The sequence below is a fragment of the Streptomyces sp. NPDC025833 genome, from assembly GCF_055558055.1.
The window spans coordinates 324,185-341,895 of sequence record NZ_JBVHNF010000002.1 but is presented as its reverse complement, the minus strand read 5'-3'; the positions used below and the strand labels follow the sequence as shown (position 1 = coordinate 341,895).

Here is a 17,711-nt window from a genome sequence, read left to right as displayed (position 1 = left end):
CGCTCACTTCTTGCGCTGGCTGTAGACGACACCGGCGAGCGACAGCGCGCCGCCCACCACCGCCAGCCACGGCGGCGTCTCATCGAGGATCAGCCAGGCCAGGGTCACCGCGATGGGCGGGGAGAGGTAGGTGAGCGCGCCCATCTTCCCCGCGGTGGACCGGGCCAGCGCGTATCCCCAGGTGGTGAAGGCGACCGAGGTGGGGAACACCCCGAGGTACAGGGTCCAGCCGATCGACTTGCCGCTCGCGTGGTGGAGGTCGCCGATCAGCTGGGGCAGGAACGGCAGGCAGAGCACGGCGCCGACGACACAGGCCAGCCAGGTGATGACGAGCGCCGAACTGTTGCCGAGCAGCGGCTTCTCGGTGACGACGCCGCCCGCGTACGCCGCGGCGGCCAGCAGCGCCAGCGCGCTGCCCGCGCCGGCCTCCAGCCCCTTGCTGGAGGTGGCGAAACCGATGAGCACCACACCGGCCAGGGCGACCGCGCCGCCCACGACGAGCGGGCGCGGGAAGCCCTCCTCGAGCAGGAACCCGGCCAGCACGGCGATCAGCACCGGCCCCAGGCTGATGATCATCGACGTGGTGCCCGCGTCGATGCGCTGTTCGGCGGCGTTGAGCGCGACGTTGTAGGCGCCGAACCACAGCAGTCCGCACAGGAAGAGCCGCGGCAGGTCGGACCGGGGCGGCAGCGGGACCCTGCGGATCAGCACGACGACGCCCAGCAGCACCGCGCCGATGAAGAGCCGCGCCAGGGTCAGCGGGCCGGGGTCGAGGTCCTTGCCCGCCGCGCGGATCCCGATGAACGCCGAGGCCCACAGGAAGACGGTGAGCAGCCCGGCCGCGACCGCGAGGGGAGGAGTGCCCGGGGGCGGGCCGGACGTCTGTGGTGAAGCGGTCCCCTGATTGGCTTGCGCAGAGGTCACGGATGTTCACTTCCTTGTCGTTCTTCGGGGACGGTTCGCTCGGACGTGTCGAGGGCCGCCGCCAGCCGCCGGGCGACCTCGGCGACGTGCGGCGGGCGCAGCAGGGTGAAGTGGTTCCCGGGGAGGGTGGCCTCCTCGCGGACACCGCCGCGGGTCTGCGCGGCCCAGGACGCGCGGGGCTCGCGGAGCCGTTCGCGGGCCCACCAGAGCGTGAGCGGGGCGTCGACGACGGACGGCCGGTGGGCGAGGACCAGGCGTTCGTGCCGCTCGGCCAGCTCCGCCTGGCGGAGGAGCCCCTCGGCCGGACGGATCCGTGCGCCCCGCTCCTCGGCCCAGCCGGCCAGCAGCTCCAGCCGCTCCCGGAGGGGCAGTCCGCGCAGCCGCTCGCGCAGCCCCGCGGTGTCCCGGGCGGTGACGTCGAGCCCGGGCAGCGCGTCCGCCAGGGCGACGGCCGGTGCCAGCAGCGGGTCGCTCTCGCCCTCCCCGGGGACGGACGAGTCCAGTAGCGCCACCAGGGCGACCCGTTCGCCCGCGGCCTCCAGACCGGCCGCCACCTCGACCGCCAGGGCGCCGCCCATGGACCAGCCCGCCAGGTGGTAGGGGCCGGCGGGCCGGCGTTCCCGGACGGCGTCCACGTACCGGGCGGCCATCTCGGCGAGGGTGCCGGCCTCGGCCGCGCCGGTCAGGGCGCGGGAGCGGATGCCCAGCACCTCCCGCCCCCCGGGCAGCAGGGCGACGAGCTGCCGGTACGCCATCACGTCGCCGCCCGCGGGGTGCAGCAGGAAGAGCGGCGCGGGCGCGACCGGCGCGCGCAGCGACAGGAGCAGCGCGTGCTCGGGGGCCGCCTCGATCAGCTCGGCGAACCGGGCCACCGTGGGCGCCTCGAAGAGCGCGGTCAGCGGCAGCCGGGTGCCGAAGCGGCGGGCCACCGCCGCCATGAGGCGCGCCGCGAGCAGCGAGTGGCCGCCGAGCTCGAAGAAGTCGTCGTCCGGTCCGATCGCGTCCGCCTCGCGCCCGAGCAGCCCGGCCCACAGATCGGCGACGGTGCGCTGGAGCCCGGTCCGCGCCGGGCCGGCCGGGGCGCCGGGGGCCGGGGCGGGCGCCGGCAGCGCCGCGCGGTCGAGCTTGCCGTTGGCCGTGACGGGCAGGTCGGCCAGCGGGACGAAGACGGGCGGCACCATGTGGTCCGGCAGGGAGCGCTCCAGGAACGCGCGCAGCTCCCGCGGCCCGGGCGGCTCGGTGCCGTCCGCCGGCACGACGTACGCCACGAGGCGGTCGTCGGCCAGGTGCACCGCGGCGGCCCGCACGGACGGATGGGCGGCGAGCCGGGCCTCGATCTCGCCGAGTTCGACGCGGTAGCCGCGCAGTTTCGCCTGCCCGTCCGCCCGGCCGATGAACTCCAGTGCGCCGTCGGGCCGTTGGCATACCAGGTCGCCGGTGCGGTACAGCCGGCCGCCGGGCCGGCGCGGGTCGGGCACGAAGCGCTCGGCCGTCAGCTCGTCGCGGTTGCGGTATCCGGTGGCGAGCTGCACCCCGCCGATGTGCAGTTCGCCCGGGATGCCGGGGGGCAGCGGGGCCAGCCGGCCGTCGAGCACGTCGAGCGTGGTGTTGGCGACCGGGCGGCCGATGGGCACCGGGCCCCTCGCGTCCTCGGGGCGGCACCGCCACGCCGACACGTCGACGGAGGCCTCGGTCGGGCCGTACAGGTTGTGCAGCTCGACGGCGGACGGGGGGAAGACGTCGAAGAACCGCCCGACGAGGTCGGGGGGCAGCGCCTCGCCGCTGGCGATCACCCGGCGGAGCGAGCCGCAGCGGGCGGCCGCGGGGTCGGCGAGGAAGACCCGCAGCATGGACGGGACGAAGTGTACGGTCGTCACCGACTCCCGGCGGATCACCTCGGCCAGGTAGCCCGGGTCCCGGTGGCCCCCGGGGCGTGCCACGACGAGCCGCGCCCCGGTCATGAGCGGCCAGAAGAACTCCCACACGGACACGTCGAAGGTGAACGGCGTCTTCTGCAGGACCGTGTCCCGCGCGGTCAGGGCGTACGCCTCCTGCATCCACAGCAGGCGGTTGCAGATGCCCCGGTGGGTCAGCACGGCGCACTTGGGCGTGCCCGTGGACCCCGACGTGTAGATGAGGTAGGCGGGCCGGCCGGGCTCCACGGCCGCCTCGGACCAGGCTTCGGCGGGTGCGGGCTCCGCGTCGGCGGGTTCGGGTTCCGCGGGCGCGGTGAGGTCGACCCGCAGGACCGGGGCGCCGCCGGGGACCTCCTCGGGCGCCCCGGTGGTGAGCACCAGTGCGGCGCCCGCGTCGGAGAGCATGAACGCCAGCCGCTCGGCGGGTGCGGCCGGATCGAGGGGGAGGTAGGCGCCGCCCGCCTTGAGGACGGCGAGCAGGCTGACGACCAGTTCCAGGGAGCGTTCCATGTGCACGGCCACCGTCGTGCCGGGCGGGAAGCGGTGGCCCCCGGCGGCCCGGCGGACGCGGCGGGCCAGCCGGTCCGCCGCCGCGTCGAGTTCGGCGTACGTGAGGGTGCGCTCCTCGAAGACGACGGCGGGTGCGCCGGGGGTACGGCGGGCCTGCCGCTCGACGTGCGCGTGCAGCGGTGTGCCGAGGTCGTAGGACCGGGCGGTGTCGTTCCAGGAGGCGAGCTGCTTCAGCTCCTCGTCGGAGAGCATCGGCGCGGCCGAGACGGCGTCGTCGGGCCGGTTCAGCAGGGCGTCGAGGAGGGCGAGGTAGTGGCCGGTGGTGCGGTCCCGCTGGGCGTCGTCGAAGCAGGCGGTGTTGAAGTCGAAGTCCAGCACGAAGCGGGACGGTGCGCCGGGCCGTCGGCGCAGCTCGCGGACCTGGAGGGTGAGCCGGTCGGGCGAGTGCCCGGTGTCCAGGAGGTCGAAGCCGACGCTGCCGCCGAACCCCTCGAACACCGCGTTCTGGTAGTTGAGGTAGACGTCGTAGAGGCGGGTGCCGCCGCGGTGCCGGGGCACGTGGTCCTGGTGGCGGGCGGCGTCCAGGAAGGACCGCTGCGTCTCCCGGGCGAGCAGCCGCAGCGGGGTGTCACCGGTGACCCTGACCTGGAGGGGCAGCACGTTCATGAACAGGCCCGCGGTGCCGCGGAACTCGGCGGGCCGGTTGGCGAACGGTGTTCCCACGCGCAGTGGTTCGCCGCCGCCGACGCGGTGGAGGTAGGCGAAGAGGGCGGCGACCGCGGGCGAGGTGTGGCCCTCCTCGCGGGTGAACTCCGACAGCCGGGCGCTGCGCGCGGTGCCGAGGTCGACGGTGAGCCGGGCGGTGCGGGTGGTGCCCGCCGCGTCGTCCTCCCGGCCGTAGAACGCCGGCCGTTCGACCGGTTCGGCCAGCGCCCTGGCCCAGTGCCGTTCCGCCCTGGCGCGCCGGACCGCGCCGTCCGGTGAGCGCTCGTGGTCGACGTACGCCTGGAACGGCGGCAGCGGGACGGCGTCGGCGAGCCGTCCCCGCCGGTCCAGTTCGTAGTACGCGGACAGGGTGCGCAGGAACAGGGACATGGACCAGGCGTCCGAGACCAGGTGGTCCACGTCGAGGTACCAGGCGAACCGGGTGTCGCCCAGCCTGAGTAGGGCGGTGTCGAAGACGCGGCGCGCCGGGTCGAGGCCCGGTGCGCTGCGCCGCCGCGCCCAGCGCAGGGCGGCCCGCGCGGGATCCGGTTCGCCGCCGAGGTCGACGAGTTCCACCGGGGCCGGGACCGCCTCGGCCACCCGGCGCACCGGGACGCCCTCCACCTCGTGGAAGGTGCTGCGCAGCGCGTCGCTGTGGTCCACCAGCTTCTGGAACGCCCGCTGGAAGCGCCCGTGTTCGAGCGGGGCCTCGATGGTGTAGAGAGCGGTGACGTTCTCGTAGTAGAGCCGTACGTCTCCCGCCGTCCTCTTGCCGAACCAGAGCGCGAGCTGACTGTCCGTCAGGTTGGTCTCCGGTGCCGATGCGGGTGCCGGAGCGGCGGTGACGGTGAGCGCGTCCGGTTCGCGGGCGGCCTGCCGGACCGCCTCCTGGAACGCGACGGCCCACCGGGCCGCGGTCGAGGCGTCGAAGAGGCCGGTGCGGTACTCGAGGCAGCCGAGCAGCTCGCCGTCCTGCTCGCGCAGGTGCAGGCTGAGTTCGAGGGGCGACACCCCGATGCCGAAGTCGTCCGGGGCGGCCGGGGTGACGGTCAGCCGTCCCGCCCGGCGGCCCCCCGCGACGGCCGGCTGGAGCGAGAAGGCGGTCTGGCGCAGCAGCGTCCGGCCCGGCAGCCGGGGCGGGCCGGCCTCCCGCACGATGTCCCCGAACGGCACGTCGTGCGACAGCGCACCGCTGAGCACCTCGCCCGCGTGCCGGGCCGTCTCCGCGAACGTCCAGCCCGGGCGCAGCCGCAGGCGCAGCGGCAGGGTGTTCATGAAGAAGCCGATCCGCGCCTCGTCGCCGGGTCCCCGGCGCTCGTCCACGGGGGCGCCGACGACGAGGTCCAGCGCGCCGGTGACCCGGTGCAGCGTGACGGCGTACGCCGCGAGCAGCAGGCCGTAGACGGTGGCGCGCGCACGGCCGGCCGTCGCGCGCAGTTCCGCGTGGAGACCCGCGGGGACGCGGAAGCCGTGCCGGGCGCCCTGGAACTCCTCCCGCGCGGGCCGCGGGCGGTCGGTGGGCAGTTCCGGTACAAGCCACGTCAATCCGGTGGTGTGGGGGGCGGAGAACGGTCGCCGATATCCTGCCACCGGAATCCGTGCGGAGATCTTGACCGAACATTGCCCGAACGTTGCCCGGCCCCCGGGTGGACAGCAATGCCGTGCCCTTGGCGTGCTCCGCCGCACGGTGTGCGCGGCCCACCGTTCCCGCAGGCAGTACGGCGGGTCCGGCGCGTGCCCCGGGCGGCGCCCCCGAGCGCCCGCCGCCGCCGTACCGCCCTCCACCGGACCCGCGCGGGCGGCGGTCACCAGTTCGAATCGGAGCCGGGTCCTGGCTGAAACACGGCGGGGGACACGGGCGGTCACGGGGGCAGGAGCCGTCCCGTCACAGGCCGCCTTGCTCGCACACCAGACGGGCGACCTCCCGTAGCTTGACGTTCCTCTCCTGCGAGTAGCGGCGCAGTACGTCGAAGGCCTGGTCCTCGGTGAGTCCGTGACCGCCCATGAGGATGCCCATCGCCTCGCCGATCACATGACGGGTGTCGACGGCCTGCCGCATCTGGGCGTGGGTGCGTGCGCTGGAGAACGCGACGGCGGCGTGGGAGGCCAGCAGCCAGCCGGCCGTCTCGCTGTTGCCGGTGAACGCGCCGGCGTCGCGCGAGTAGAGGTTCAGCGCGCCGAGATCCTCGTCCTCGGTGAAGAGCAGGAACCCCATCATGCTGCCCACCCCCAGACTGCGGGCCGCGGGGGAGTAGGCCGGCCAGCGGGGCTGCTCGTCCGTGAAGTCGGCGATCCGGAACACCCGCTCGCCCGTCCGGGTGCGGGCCGCGTCGAAACAGGGCCCTTCCCGCAGCCGCTCCTGGAGCCGGTCGCTGTCCACGACCAACTGGTCGGTGGGCGCGAGGGACTCCACCTGCGTGCCGTGCAGCACGAGGATGCCGGCCGCGTCGCAGCCCTCCACCAGATCGGTCGCCGCCGACGTGATGCACCGCAGGGTGTCCTCGACCGACGTCTGGGCCGGCAGCGACCGCGCCAGGGAAGCCATCTGCTCCGCGAACCCACGCCAGTCCATGAGGTGCTCCGTCCCGCCCGTCACCCGTTGCTCCCGTCACCCTCTCACGCACGGTACGCATGCGGCCGTGCACCCCGGCGCGGGCGTCCGCCGACGGACCCTGCTCGCCGGGCGGGTTCGGGCGCGGTCCCCTCGCCGCCGCGGCTGCCGCGTCGGACGGCGCCCGCGCCACCGCGCCCGTGAGGCACACCGTGTCCGCGGCCCGGCGGGAGCGAACCACCCGTTCGGCTCCGTGTCCGCCCGCCGATGAAGGGCACTCGGCCGGCGGGCCTTGGGAGTGCCCTGAGAGGCGGATGCCGCGGCCGGATCCCGAATCCGGCCGCGGCATCCGGCGTGATCACGCGTGAAGAACGCGGTCCGCCGCCGTCCCCGCCGCGCCCGCCCGTCGCCGACCACACGCACGGCGGACGCGCGCCGCGCGACGACCCGTACCCGGCGCGCCGAGGACGCCACCGGCCGGCGAACACAGAAGGGGGTCGCCCGCGCCACCGTAGCGTCCGCGCACCCCGTACCCCGCACCCCGCACGCGGCACCCGCGCCCCGCGCCGTCCCCTCCCGCGTGCGCCACGGCGGGGCTCGGCGCGGCCGACCCCCGCCGTACCGCACGCGGAGCGTTCCCCTGGCCCTCACCCCCCCCGGGCTCCCAAGCCCCGACCCCCTGGTCCCCACGACCCCTTAACCCCCCGTGGGGGCCCCTGGGGGCCGTAGGGGTGTCCCGTGTCGTCGCCCGCTGCCTAGCCTCCGAGAACGGAGGGGAAGCGGACCGGAAACCGTCCGGAGGCGATCCGCGCGGCCCAGGCCCTCACTTCGATCTCGATCGGATGGCGCGCTGGTGAACAACGAAGAGCAACTGCTCGACTACCTCAAGCGGACGACCGCGGAACTGCGGGAGACCCGGCGACGGCTGCGCGAGAACGAGCGACGCGCACACGGCCCGGTCGCCGTCGTCGGCATCGGCTGCCGCTACCCGGGCGGCGTCACCACCCCCGAGGAGCTGTGGGACCTGGTCGCGTCCGGAACCGACGCGGTGACGGACTTCCCCGCCGACCGCGGCTGGGACGTGGACGCCCTCTACGACCCCGACCCGGCGCGGCCCGGCAAGACCTACGCCCGCACCGGTGGATTCCTGCACGACGCCGCCGACTTCGACTACGACTTCTTCGGCATCAGCCCCCGCGAGGCCCTCGCCATGGACCCGCAGCAGCGGCTGCTGCTGGAGACCTCCCACGAGGCGTTCGAGCGGGCCGGCATCGTCCCCGCCTCGCTGCGCGGCAGCCGCACCGGCGTGTTCGCGGGCGTGATGTACAACGACTACGCCACCCGCCTCGCCTCCGTGCCCGACGACCTCGACGGCTACCTCGCCAACGGCAGCGCCGCCAGCATCGCCTCCGGGCGCGTCGCCTACACCTTCGGCCTCGAAGGCCCGGTCGTCACCGTCGACACCGCCTGCTCGTCCTCCCTGGTCGCCCTGCACTGGGCGGTGCGCGCGCTCCAGTCCGGCGAGTGCTCGCTCGCCCTCGCCGGCGGCGTCACCGTCATGTCCACCCCGGAGACGTTCGTCGACTTCAGCCGGCAGCGCGGACTGGCCCCGGACGGCCGCTGCAAGGCGTTCGCGGCGGGGGCCGACGGCACCGGCTGGGGCGAGGGCGCCGGCATGCTGCTGCTGGAACGGCTCGCCGACGCCGAGCGCAACGGCCGTACGGTGCTCGCCGTCGTCCGGGGCAGCGCCGTCAACTCCGACGGCGCCAGCAGCCGCCTGACCGCGCCCAACGGACCGTCACAGCAGCGCGTCATCCGGCAGGCCCTGGCCGGCGCCGGACTCACCGCCGCCGACGTCGACGTGGTCGAGGCGCACGGCACCGGCACCTCCCTCGGCGACCCCATCGAGGCACAGGCCTTGCTCGCCACCTACGGCCAGGACCGCACGGAACCGCTCCTGCTGGGCTCGGTCAAGTCCAACCTCGGGCACACCCAGGCCGCCGCGGGCGTCGCCGGGGTCATCAAGACCGTCCTCGCCATGCGGCACGGCGAGGTGCCGCCCACCCTGCACGTCGACGCCCCCACCGATCAGGTGGACTGGACCGCGGGCGCCGTCGAACTGGCCGTGGAACGGCGCCCGTGGCCCGCCACCGGACGGCCCCGCCGCGCCGCCGTCTCCTCCTTCGGCATCAGCGGCACCAACGCCCACGTCATCCTCGAAGAGCCGCCCGCCGGACCGGACCCGGCCGCGGACGGCGACGCGGACGAGGCCGGCGCCAACCCGCCCGCGCGGGACGGCGCCTGGCTGCCCTGGATCGTCTCGGGCCGTACCCGCGCCGCGCTCACCGCGCAGCTCGCGCGGCTGCGCGCGCACCTCGACGCGCACCCCGGCGCCCGCCCGGCCGACCTGGCCCTGTCCCTGGCCACCGACCGCGCCCGCTTCGAGCACCGCGCCGTCGCGGTCGGCCGCGACACCGGAGAACTGCTCGCCGGGCTCACCGCCGCGACCCCGCTCACCCCGGTCGGCGGCCGGACCGCGTTCCTCTTCACCGGCCAGGGAGCGCAGCGGCCCGGCATGGGCAGGGCCCTGCACCGGGCCTTCCCGGTGTACGCGGAGGCCTTCGACGCCGTGTGCGCGCTCGCCGACCCGGCCCTGCCGCGCCCGCTCGCCGAGGTCATCGACACCGACGCCGACCTGCTGACCCGCACCGACTACGCCCAGATCGCCCTCTTCGCCGGCGAAGTCGCCCTGTACCGCCTGCTGGAGTCCTGGGGCGTCACCCCCGACTACGTCGCCGGGCACTCCGTCGGCGAACTGGCCGCCGCCCACGCGGCCGGTGTGCTCTCCCTGCCGGACGCCGTCCGGCTGGTGCTGGCGCGCGGCACCCTGATGGCGGCCCTGCCCGCGGGCGGTGCCATGGCCGCGCTGCGCGCCACCGAGGAGGAGGTCGCCCCGTACCTCGACGACCGGGTGGGCCTCGCCGCCGTCAACGGCCCGCGCTCCGTGGTGGTCTCCGGCGCCGAGGACGCCGTGGACGCCCTCGCGGCCCGCTTCGGCAACGGCAAGCGGCTCAAGGTCTCGCACGCCTTCCACTCGCCGCTGATGGAACCGATGCTGGCCGGTTTCGCCGAGGCCGCCGCCCGGTGCTCCTTCCAGCCGCCGCGGATCCCGGTCGTCTCCACGCTCACCGGCGCCCTCGCCGACCCCGGCCGCCTGGCCACGGCCGAGTACTGGGTCGAGCACGTGCGCCGCCCGGTCCGCTTCGCCCCCGCCGTGACCGCCCTGCACGAGCTGGGCGTCCGGGCGTTCCTGGAGGTCGGCCCCGACGCGGCCCTCACCGCCCTGGCCGCCGACTGCCTGCCCGGGGACAGCGTGACCGTCGCCGCGTCACGCCGCGACGGCGACGAGGAACGCGACCTCGTCACCGCCGTGGCCCGGCTGCACGCGGCCGGCACCGACGTGGACTGGGCCGCGTTCCTCGCCCCGCACGCCGCCCGGCACACCGCCCTGCCCACCTACGCCTTCCAGCGCGAACGCCTCTGGCTGGAGGCGGGGGCGGGCGCCGGCGACGCCGACGGCCTCGGTCAGAGCGCCACCGGCCACCCGCTGCTGACCGCCGCGACCGACCTGCCCGACACCGGGGGAGCGGTCCTCACCGGACGGCTCTCCCGCGCCTCGCACCCCTGGCTCGCCGACCACGCCGTGCACGGCACGGTACTGCTGCCGGGCACCGCCTTCGTCGAGATGGCCCTCCAGGCGGCCGAACGCACCGGCTGCGGCACCGTCGACGAACTCACCCTGCACGCACCGCTGATCCTGCCCGAGCAGGGGGCAGTGGCCGTACAGGTCGCCGTCGGCGGCGAACGCGACGGACGGCGCGAGCTGACCGTCTGGTCCCGCCCCGCCGGCACCCCCGACGCGCCGTGGACCCGCAACGCCGCGGGCGTCGTCACCCTGGAGGACCAGGACGGCCCGGCCGCCCTCGGCGACTGGCCGCCCCGGGACGCCGAACCCGTCGACCTGGACGGCCTCTACCCCGCACTGGCCGGCACCGGCTACGGCTACGGCGAGGTCTTCCAGGGCCTGCGCGCCATGTGGCGGCGCGGGGACGAGCTGTTCGCCGAGGCGGCCCTGCCCGAGAGCGCCCGCGCCACCGCCGCCGCGTTCGGCGTGCACCCGGCGCTCCTGGACGCCGTCCTGCACGTCAACCTGCTGGACCTCCCGGGCGGCCAGGCGGTGCTGCCGTTCGCCTGGGGCGGGGTGACCCTGTACGCGGCCGGCACCGACGTCCTGCGCCTGCGGCTGACCCCGTCCGGCGCCGACGCCGTCACCCTCACCCTGGGCGACGCCACCGGCGCGCCCGTCGCCACCGTGCGCAGCCTCGTGGCCCGGCCCGTCTCCGCCGAGCAGCTCGCCGCCGACGGGGACGACCCGCTGTACCGGGTCGACCTCGTCCCGGCCCCCGCCCCGGCCTCCGCCGCCGGCCTCCCCGCACTCGCCGTGTGCGGCCTCGCGGGCAGCGGCCCCGGGGACGGCCGCCCGGCGGACACCGGCCCCGACGGCTTCGGTCCCGGTGCGCCCCGGCACGCCGGACTCGCCGCCCTGCTCGCCGCGGGCCCGGTGCCCGAGCTGGTGGTCCTGGCCGTGCCGGGCACCCCGGACGCCGAGCCGGACCTGCCCGGGCTGGTCCGGACCCGGGTGACCGCCGTACTGGACACCCTGCGCGCCTGGCTGGACGACGAGCGCTGCGCCGGCCGCCGGCTCGCCGTGCTGCTGCGCACCGGCGACCTCGGCCACGCCCCGCTGTACGGGCTCGTGCGCGCGGCCCAGGCCGAGAACCCCGGCCGGTTCCTGCTCCTCGACGCCGACGGCGACGCCGGCCCGGCACCGGAGCCCGCCCCCGCGCTCACCGCGGCCCTCACCGTCGCGCTCGCCTCCGGCGAACCGGAGGTCGCGGTGCGCGACGGCGAGGTGCGGGTGCCGAGGCTGGCCCGTGCCAAGCCCGGCGTGCCGCCCGCCTGGGACCCCGACGGCACCGTCCTGATCACCGGCGGCACCGGCGGCCTCGGGGCCCTGATCGCCCGGCACCTGGTCACCGAGCACGGTGTACGGCGCCTGCTGCTGGCCGGCCGGCGCGGCGCGGACGCCCCCGGCGCCGCCGGACTGCGCGCCGAGCTCGCGGAGTCCGGCGCCGAGGTCACCCTCGCCCGGTGCGACGCGGCCGACCGTGCGGAACTGGCCGCGCTCCTCGCCGAGCACGACGTACGGGCCGTGGTGCACGCCGCCGGCGTCGTCGACAACGGCGTGCTGGCCACCCTCGACGCGGACCGCGTCGACCGGGTGCTGCGGCCCAAGGTGGACGCCGCCTGGAACCTGCACGAACTGACCCGGGACACGGACCTGTCGGCCTTCGTCCTGCTCTCCTCCACCGCGGGCCTGCTGGTCGGAGGCGGCCAGGCCAACTACGCCGCCGCCAACACCTTCCTCGACGGCCTCGCCGCCCACCGCCGCGCCCTCGGCCTGCCCGCCGTCTCCCTCGCCTACGGCCTGTGGTCCGGCAGCGGCGGCATGAGCGCCGGCATCGACGCCGCCGACCTGGAACGGCTCCGCCGGCTCGGCCTGCCGCCGCTGACCCCCGCGCAGGGCCTGCGCGCCCTGGACGCCGGCCCCGGCGGCGAGGACGCCGTCCTGGTGCCCGTCCGCCTGGACGCCGCCGCGGTGCGCGCCCGGCCCGACGGCGTGCCCGCGCTGCTGCGCGGCCTGGTGCGGCCCGCCCGGCGGCCAGGACCCGCGCCCGCCGCCGGCGCGCCCGCCGACGACTGGCGCGACCGGCTGGCCCCCCTCGCCGACGCCGACCGGGACCGCGCCCTGCTGGAACTGGTCCGCACCCATGTCGCCGGAGTGCTCGGCCACCCCTCGCCGGAGTCCGTCGACCCCGGGCGCGCCTTCCAGGAGATGGGCTTCGACTCGCTCGCCGCCGTGGAACTGCGCAACCTCCTCGCGGGCGCCACCGGCCTGACCCTGCCCGCGACGCTCGTCTTCGACCAGCCCACCCCCCTCGGCCTCGCCGCCCACCTCAAGACCGCGCTCGTGCCCGGACCGGCCGACCTCACCCGGTCCGCGCTGGCCGAGCTGGACCGCCTCGAAACCGCGCTGCACGCCCTGCCCGACGAGGGCGGCAGCCACGGCCGTGTCACCGCCCGCCTCGAAGCGCTGCTGCGCGGCTGGCAGGACACCCACGGACGCACCGTCGCGCCCACGCGGCCGGAGGACTTCCGGGAGGCCAGCGACGAGGAACTCTTCGCCAGGATCGACAACGAACTGGGAGCCCAGTGATGGAAGACTCGGCCACGGCCGGCAAGCTCCGCGACTACCTCAAGCGGGCCACGACCGAGCTGGAGCGCAGCCGCCGCCGCGTGCGGGAGCTGGAGGAGCAGGACCGCGAGCCCGTCGCCATCATCGGCATGGGCTGCCGCTACCCCGGCGGGGTGCGCACCCCCGAGGACCTGTGGCGCGTCGTCGACGAGGGCGTCGACGTCGTCACCGACTTCCCCACCGACCGCGGCTGGGACGTCGAGGCGATCTACGACCCCGAGCCCGGCGCCCCCGGCAAGAGCTACGTCCGCCACGGCGGCTTCCTGCACGACGCCGCCGAGTGCGACCCCGCGTTCTTCGGCATCAGCCCCAAGGACGCGCCCGGCACCGACCCGCAGCAGCGGCTGCTCCTGGAGGTCACCTGGGAGGCGTTCGAGCGGGCCGGCATCGACCCCACCAGGATGAAGGGCACCCCCACCGGTGTCTTCGTCGGCCTCATGCACCACGACTACATCGGCGGCACCATCTCCGGCAGCATCGTCTCCGGCCGCATCGCCTACACCCTCGGCCTGGAGGGTCCCGCGGTCACCATGGACACCGCCTGCTCCTCCTCCCTGGTGGCGCTGCACTCGGCGATCCAGTCGCTGCGCAAGGGCGAGTGCTCCCTGGCCCTCGCGGGCGGCGCCGCCGTCATGGCCAGCCCCGAGATGTTCATCGAGTTCAGCGAGCGGCGCGCCCTGTCCCCCGACGGCCGCTGCCACTCCTTCTCCGACGACGCCGCGGGCGCCGCCTGGGCCGAGGGCGCCGGCATGCTGCTCGTGGAACGGCTGTCCGACGCGCTGCGCAACGGCCACGAGGTCCTCGCCGTCGTCCGCGGCTCCGCCGTCAACCAGGACGGCGCCTCCAACGGCCTGACCGCGCCCAGCGGTCCCGCCCAGGTCCGCGTCATCCGGCAGGCCCTCGCCGACGCCCGGCTCGCCCCGCACCACATCGACGCGGTCGAGGCGCACGGCACCGGCACCACCCTCGGCGACCCCATCGAGGCCCAGGCCGTCATCACCGCCTACGGGCAGGACCGTCCCGCGGACCGGCCGATCCGGCTCGGCTCCATCAAGTCCAACATGGGCCACCCGCAGGCCGCGGCCGGCGTCGGCGCCGTCATCAAGATGGTCATGGCGATGCGCCACGGCGTCCTGCCCCGCACCCTGCACGTCGAGCGGCCCTCCACCGCCGTCGACTGGACCGCGGGCGAGATCCGGCTGCTCACCGAGCCGGAGCCCTGGGACACCCCCGACGGACGGCCCCGCCGCGCGGGCGTGTCCTCCTTCGGCATCTCCGGCACCAACGCCCACACCATCCTGGAGCAGGCGCCCCCCGCGGCGGCCGACGCGGTGGCCCCCGAGCGCGCCGCGCTGCCCGTCGTGCCGTGGGTGCTGTCCGGCAAGGGCCCCGACGCCGTCCGGCGACAGGCCGAACGGCTGCTCGCGGCCGCCGGCGACCTCGACCCGTACGACGTCGGCCACACGCTGGCCACCACCCGTGCCGTCTTCCCCCACCGGGCCGCCGTCACCGGCCGCGACCGCGACGAACTGCTGGCCGCTCTGCGCGCCGTCGCCGACGGCAGCCACCCGGCCGCGGCGGCCCCCGAACCCGGCCGGCTCGGCGTCCTGTTCTCCGGCCAGGGCTCCCAGCGGCCCGGCATGGGCCGCACCCTGCACGGCGCGTTCCCGGTCTTCGCCGCCGCCTTCGACGAGATCTGCGCCGCCTTCGACGCGCATCTGGACCGTCCGCTGCGCGACGTCATGTTCGCCGAGGACACCGACCCGGCCACCTCGCCCCTCTACCAGACCATGTACACGCAGGCGGCCCTCTTCACCTTCGAGACCGCCCTGTACCGGCTCCTGGAGCACTGGGGCGTCCGCCCCGACCTGCTCGCCGGGCACTCCATCGGCGAGGTCGTCGCCGCGCACGTCGCCGGCGTCCTGGACCTGGCCGACGCGGTCGCCCTGGTCGCCGCCCGCGGCCGGCTCATGCAGGAACTGCCCGCGGGCGGCGCGATGGTGTCCCTGCTCGCCACCGAGGCCGAGGTGGTGCCGCTGCTCACCGACGGCGTCGACATCGCCGCCGTCAACGGCCCCCGCGCGGTGGTCGTCTCCGGCGACGAGGACGCCGTGCTCGCCGTCGCCGCGCAAGTGGAGAAGTCCACCCGGCTGAAGGTCTCGCACGCCTTCCACTCCCACCGCATGGACCCCATGCTCGACGCCTTCCGCGAGGTGCTGGCGGGCCTCACCTTCCACGAGCCCGCCCTGCCGGTCGTCTCCAACGTCACCGGCCGCCCCGCCGCCGAACTCACCTCGCCCGACTACTGGGTCCGGCACGTCCGCGAGGCCGTCCGCTTCCACGACGGGGTCACCGCGCTGGCCGCCGAGGGCGCCACCCGCTTCCTGGAGGTCGGCCCCGACTCGATCCTCACCAACCTGGCGCAGGACGTCGTCCCCGACGTCATCGGCACCCAGCGCCGCGACCGCGCCGAGGACGCCGCCCTCGTCGAGGCCGTGTGCCGGCTGCACCTGACCGGCACGGGCCCCGACTGGACGGCCGTGTTCCCCGGGGGCCGCAAGGTCGACCTGCCCACCTACCCGTTCCGCCGCGACCGGCACTGGGAGGACGCCCCCATCCTCCAGGCCGAGCGCTCCGCGGCGGCCCGCGCGGGCGGTGACGCGGCCGACCCGTTCTGGGAACTGGTCCGGGACCGGGACGTGCCCGCCGTCGCCGCCACGCTCGGCGTCGCCGACGAGACGTCCGTCGCCGCCGTCGTACCGGCCCTGGCCGCCTGGCACGAGCAGCGGCAGGCCAACGCCACCGCCGACGGCTGGCGCTACCGCGTCGCCTGGGAGCCGCTGGCACCCCCCGCCACCCCGGCGTCCGGCGGCCGCTGGCTGGCCGTCGTGCCGGCCGCCGGCGACCCGTGGACCACGGCCGTCCTCGCCGGACTCACCGAGCGGGGCCTCACCGTCGACACCCTCGCGGTGCCGGACCCGGCCGGCCGCGCCGACCTCGCCGGGCTGCTGGCCGGCCGCGGCGCCGTCGACGGCGTGCTGTCCCTGACGGCGCCCGCCGGCGCGCCCGCCGCCACCGCCGTCCTCGTGCAGGCCCTCGGGGACGCCGGGATCACCGCCCCGCTGTGGTGCGTCACCCGCGACGCCGTCGCCCACGGGAGCGCCGCCACCGTCACCGGCGTCGACCAGGCCGGGGTGTGGGGCCTCGGCCGGGTCGCCGCCCTGGAACACCCCGACCGCTGGGGCGGACTGGTCGACCTGCCCGCCGAGACCGGGGGACAGGTCCTCGCCCGGCTGGCCGCGCTCCTCGGCGACCCGGGCGGCGAGGACCAGGTCGTGATCCGCGACTCCGGCGCCTACGGCCGCCGGCTGGAACACGCCCCGGCGCGCCCCGGCGCCCCCTGGAAGCCGTCCGGCACCGTGCTGGTCACCGGCGCCACCGGCGCCGTCGGCACCGCCGTCGCCCGCTGGCTCGCCGCCGAGGGCGCCGACCACCTGCTGCTGACCTCGCGGCGCGGCGCGGACGCCCCGGGCGCCGCCGACCTCGTCCGCGAACTAGGCGAGACCGGCACCCGGGTGACCCTCACCGCCTGCGACGTCGCCGACCGCCGGGCCCTCGCCGGGCTGCTGGACTCCGTACCCGAGGAGCACCCCCTCACCGCGGTGCTGCACCTGGCCGGCGTCCTCGACGACGGCGTCCTGGACGCCCTCACCCCCGAACGGTTCGCCGGTGTCCTCGCCGCCAAGGCCGACTCCGCCCGCCACCTGCACGAACTCACCGCGGACCGGGACCTGTCGGCGTTCGTGCTGTTCTCCTCGCTGACCGCCACCGTCGGCGGCGCCGGCCAGGCCAACTACGCCGCCGCCAACGCCTACCTCGACGCCCTCGCCGAACACCGGCGTGCGGCCGGGCTGCCCGCCACCTCGGTCGCCTGGGGACCGTGGGGCGGCGACGGCATGGCCGCCCACGGCACCGTCCGCTCGGCCGCCCGCGCGATGGGCATGTCCCTCCTCGACCCCGGCCGCGCCCTCACCGCGCTGCGCCGGGCCCTGGACGGCAAAGACACCACCGTCACCGTCGCCGACGTCGACTGGTCCGTGTTCGCGCCCGCCTTCACCTCGTCCCGGCCGAGCGCCCTGCTGTCCGCCCTGCCCGAGGCCCGGCGCGGCCCCGCCGGCCCCGCCGAGTCCGCCGCGGCCGACGGCTTCGCCGAGCGGCTCGCGGGCCTCACCGGCGGCGAACGCGAACGCGCCCTGCAGGAGCTGGTGTGCGGGCAGGCCGCCGCCGTCCTCGGCTACGCGAGCGCCGACGCGGTCGAGCCGGCCACCGCCTTCCGCGACCTCGGCTTCGACTCCCTCACCTCCGTCGACCTGCGCAACCGGATCAGCGGCGCCGCCGGGGTGCCGCTGCCGGCCACGCTCATCTTCGACTACGCCACCCCCGCCGCCCTCGCCAAACACCTGGGCGCCGAACTCGCGGGCGCCGACACCTCCGTGGACTCGGTGGTCGCCGAACTCGAACGGGTCGCGGCCCGGCTCGGCGGACTCACCGCCGAGGACATCGAGCAGAGCCGCGTCACCACCCGCCTCCAGTCGCTGCTCACCGACCTGAACAAGACCCTCGGCCAGGACTCCGGCGTCGTCGCCGGACGACTGGAGGACGCCTCCGCCGACGACGTGTTCGCCTTCATCGACAACGAACTCGGCTCGGCGTGAGCCGACCCTCCTAC

At 76.3% G+C, this 17,711-nt stretch carries 5 protein-coding genes; 2 read left to right on the top strand and 3 right to left on the bottom strand.

What is annotated here, in order from left to right:
* Positions 1 to 3 precede the first annotated feature (3 nt).
* The 3 genes from ACZ4K2_RS04045 to ACZ4K2_RS04035 form a co-directional block, all read right to left on the bottom strand.
* The gene (locus ACZ4K2_RS04045; protein WP_467470215.1) at positions 4 to 924 is read right to left on the bottom strand and encodes a DMT family transporter; all 921 of its coding nucleotides are present in this window, start codon (positions 922 to 924) and stop codon (positions 4 to 6) included.
* Positions 921 to 5,600, bottom strand: a complete 4,680-nt coding sequence (locus tag ACZ4K2_RS04040; protein ID WP_467470213.1) for an amino acid adenylation domain-containing protein — start codon at positions 5,598 to 5,600, stop codon at positions 921 to 923. Before ACZ4K2_RS04040 ends, ACZ4K2_RS04045 begins: the two co-directional genes overlap by 4 nt.
* A 340-nt stretch (positions 5,601 to 5,940) precedes the next feature.
* The gene (locus ACZ4K2_RS04035; protein WP_467470211.1) at positions 5,941 to 6,627 is read right to left on the bottom strand and encodes an ANTAR domain-containing response regulator; all 687 of its coding nucleotides are present in this window, start codon (positions 6,625 to 6,627) and stop codon (positions 5,941 to 5,943) included.
* A gap of 832 nt (positions 6,628 to 7,459) precedes the next feature.
* On the opposite strand from ACZ4K2_RS04035, the gene ACZ4K2_RS04030 reads away from it, so the two are divergent.
* Positions 7,460 to 12,943 carry a type I polyketide synthase gene (locus ACZ4K2_RS04030; RefSeq protein ID WP_467470209.1) on the top strand — a complete coding sequence of 1,828 codons (5,484 nt, stop codon included), beginning with the start codon at positions 7,460 to 7,462 and terminating at the stop codon, positions 12,941 to 12,943.
* Entirely contained in the window at positions 12,943 to 17,697 is a 4,755-nt protein-coding gene (locus ACZ4K2_RS04025) for a type I polyketide synthase (RefSeq protein WP_467470207.1), read from the top strand. The genes ACZ4K2_RS04030 and ACZ4K2_RS04025 overlap by 1 nt, the downstream gene beginning before the upstream one ends.
* Positions 17,698 to 17,711: the final 14 nt, after the last annotated feature.

Excerpts from the sequence above, each read along its gene's own strand:
- ACZ4K2_RS04035 (WP_467470211.1), bottom strand. The coding sequence starts at position 6,627 with ATGGACTGGCGTGGGTTCGCGGAGCAGATGGCTTCCCTGGCGCGGTCG.
- ACZ4K2_RS04025 (WP_467470207.1), top strand. The coding sequence starts at position 12,943 with ATGGAAGACTCGGCCACGGCCGGCAAGCTCCGCGACTACCTCAAGCGG.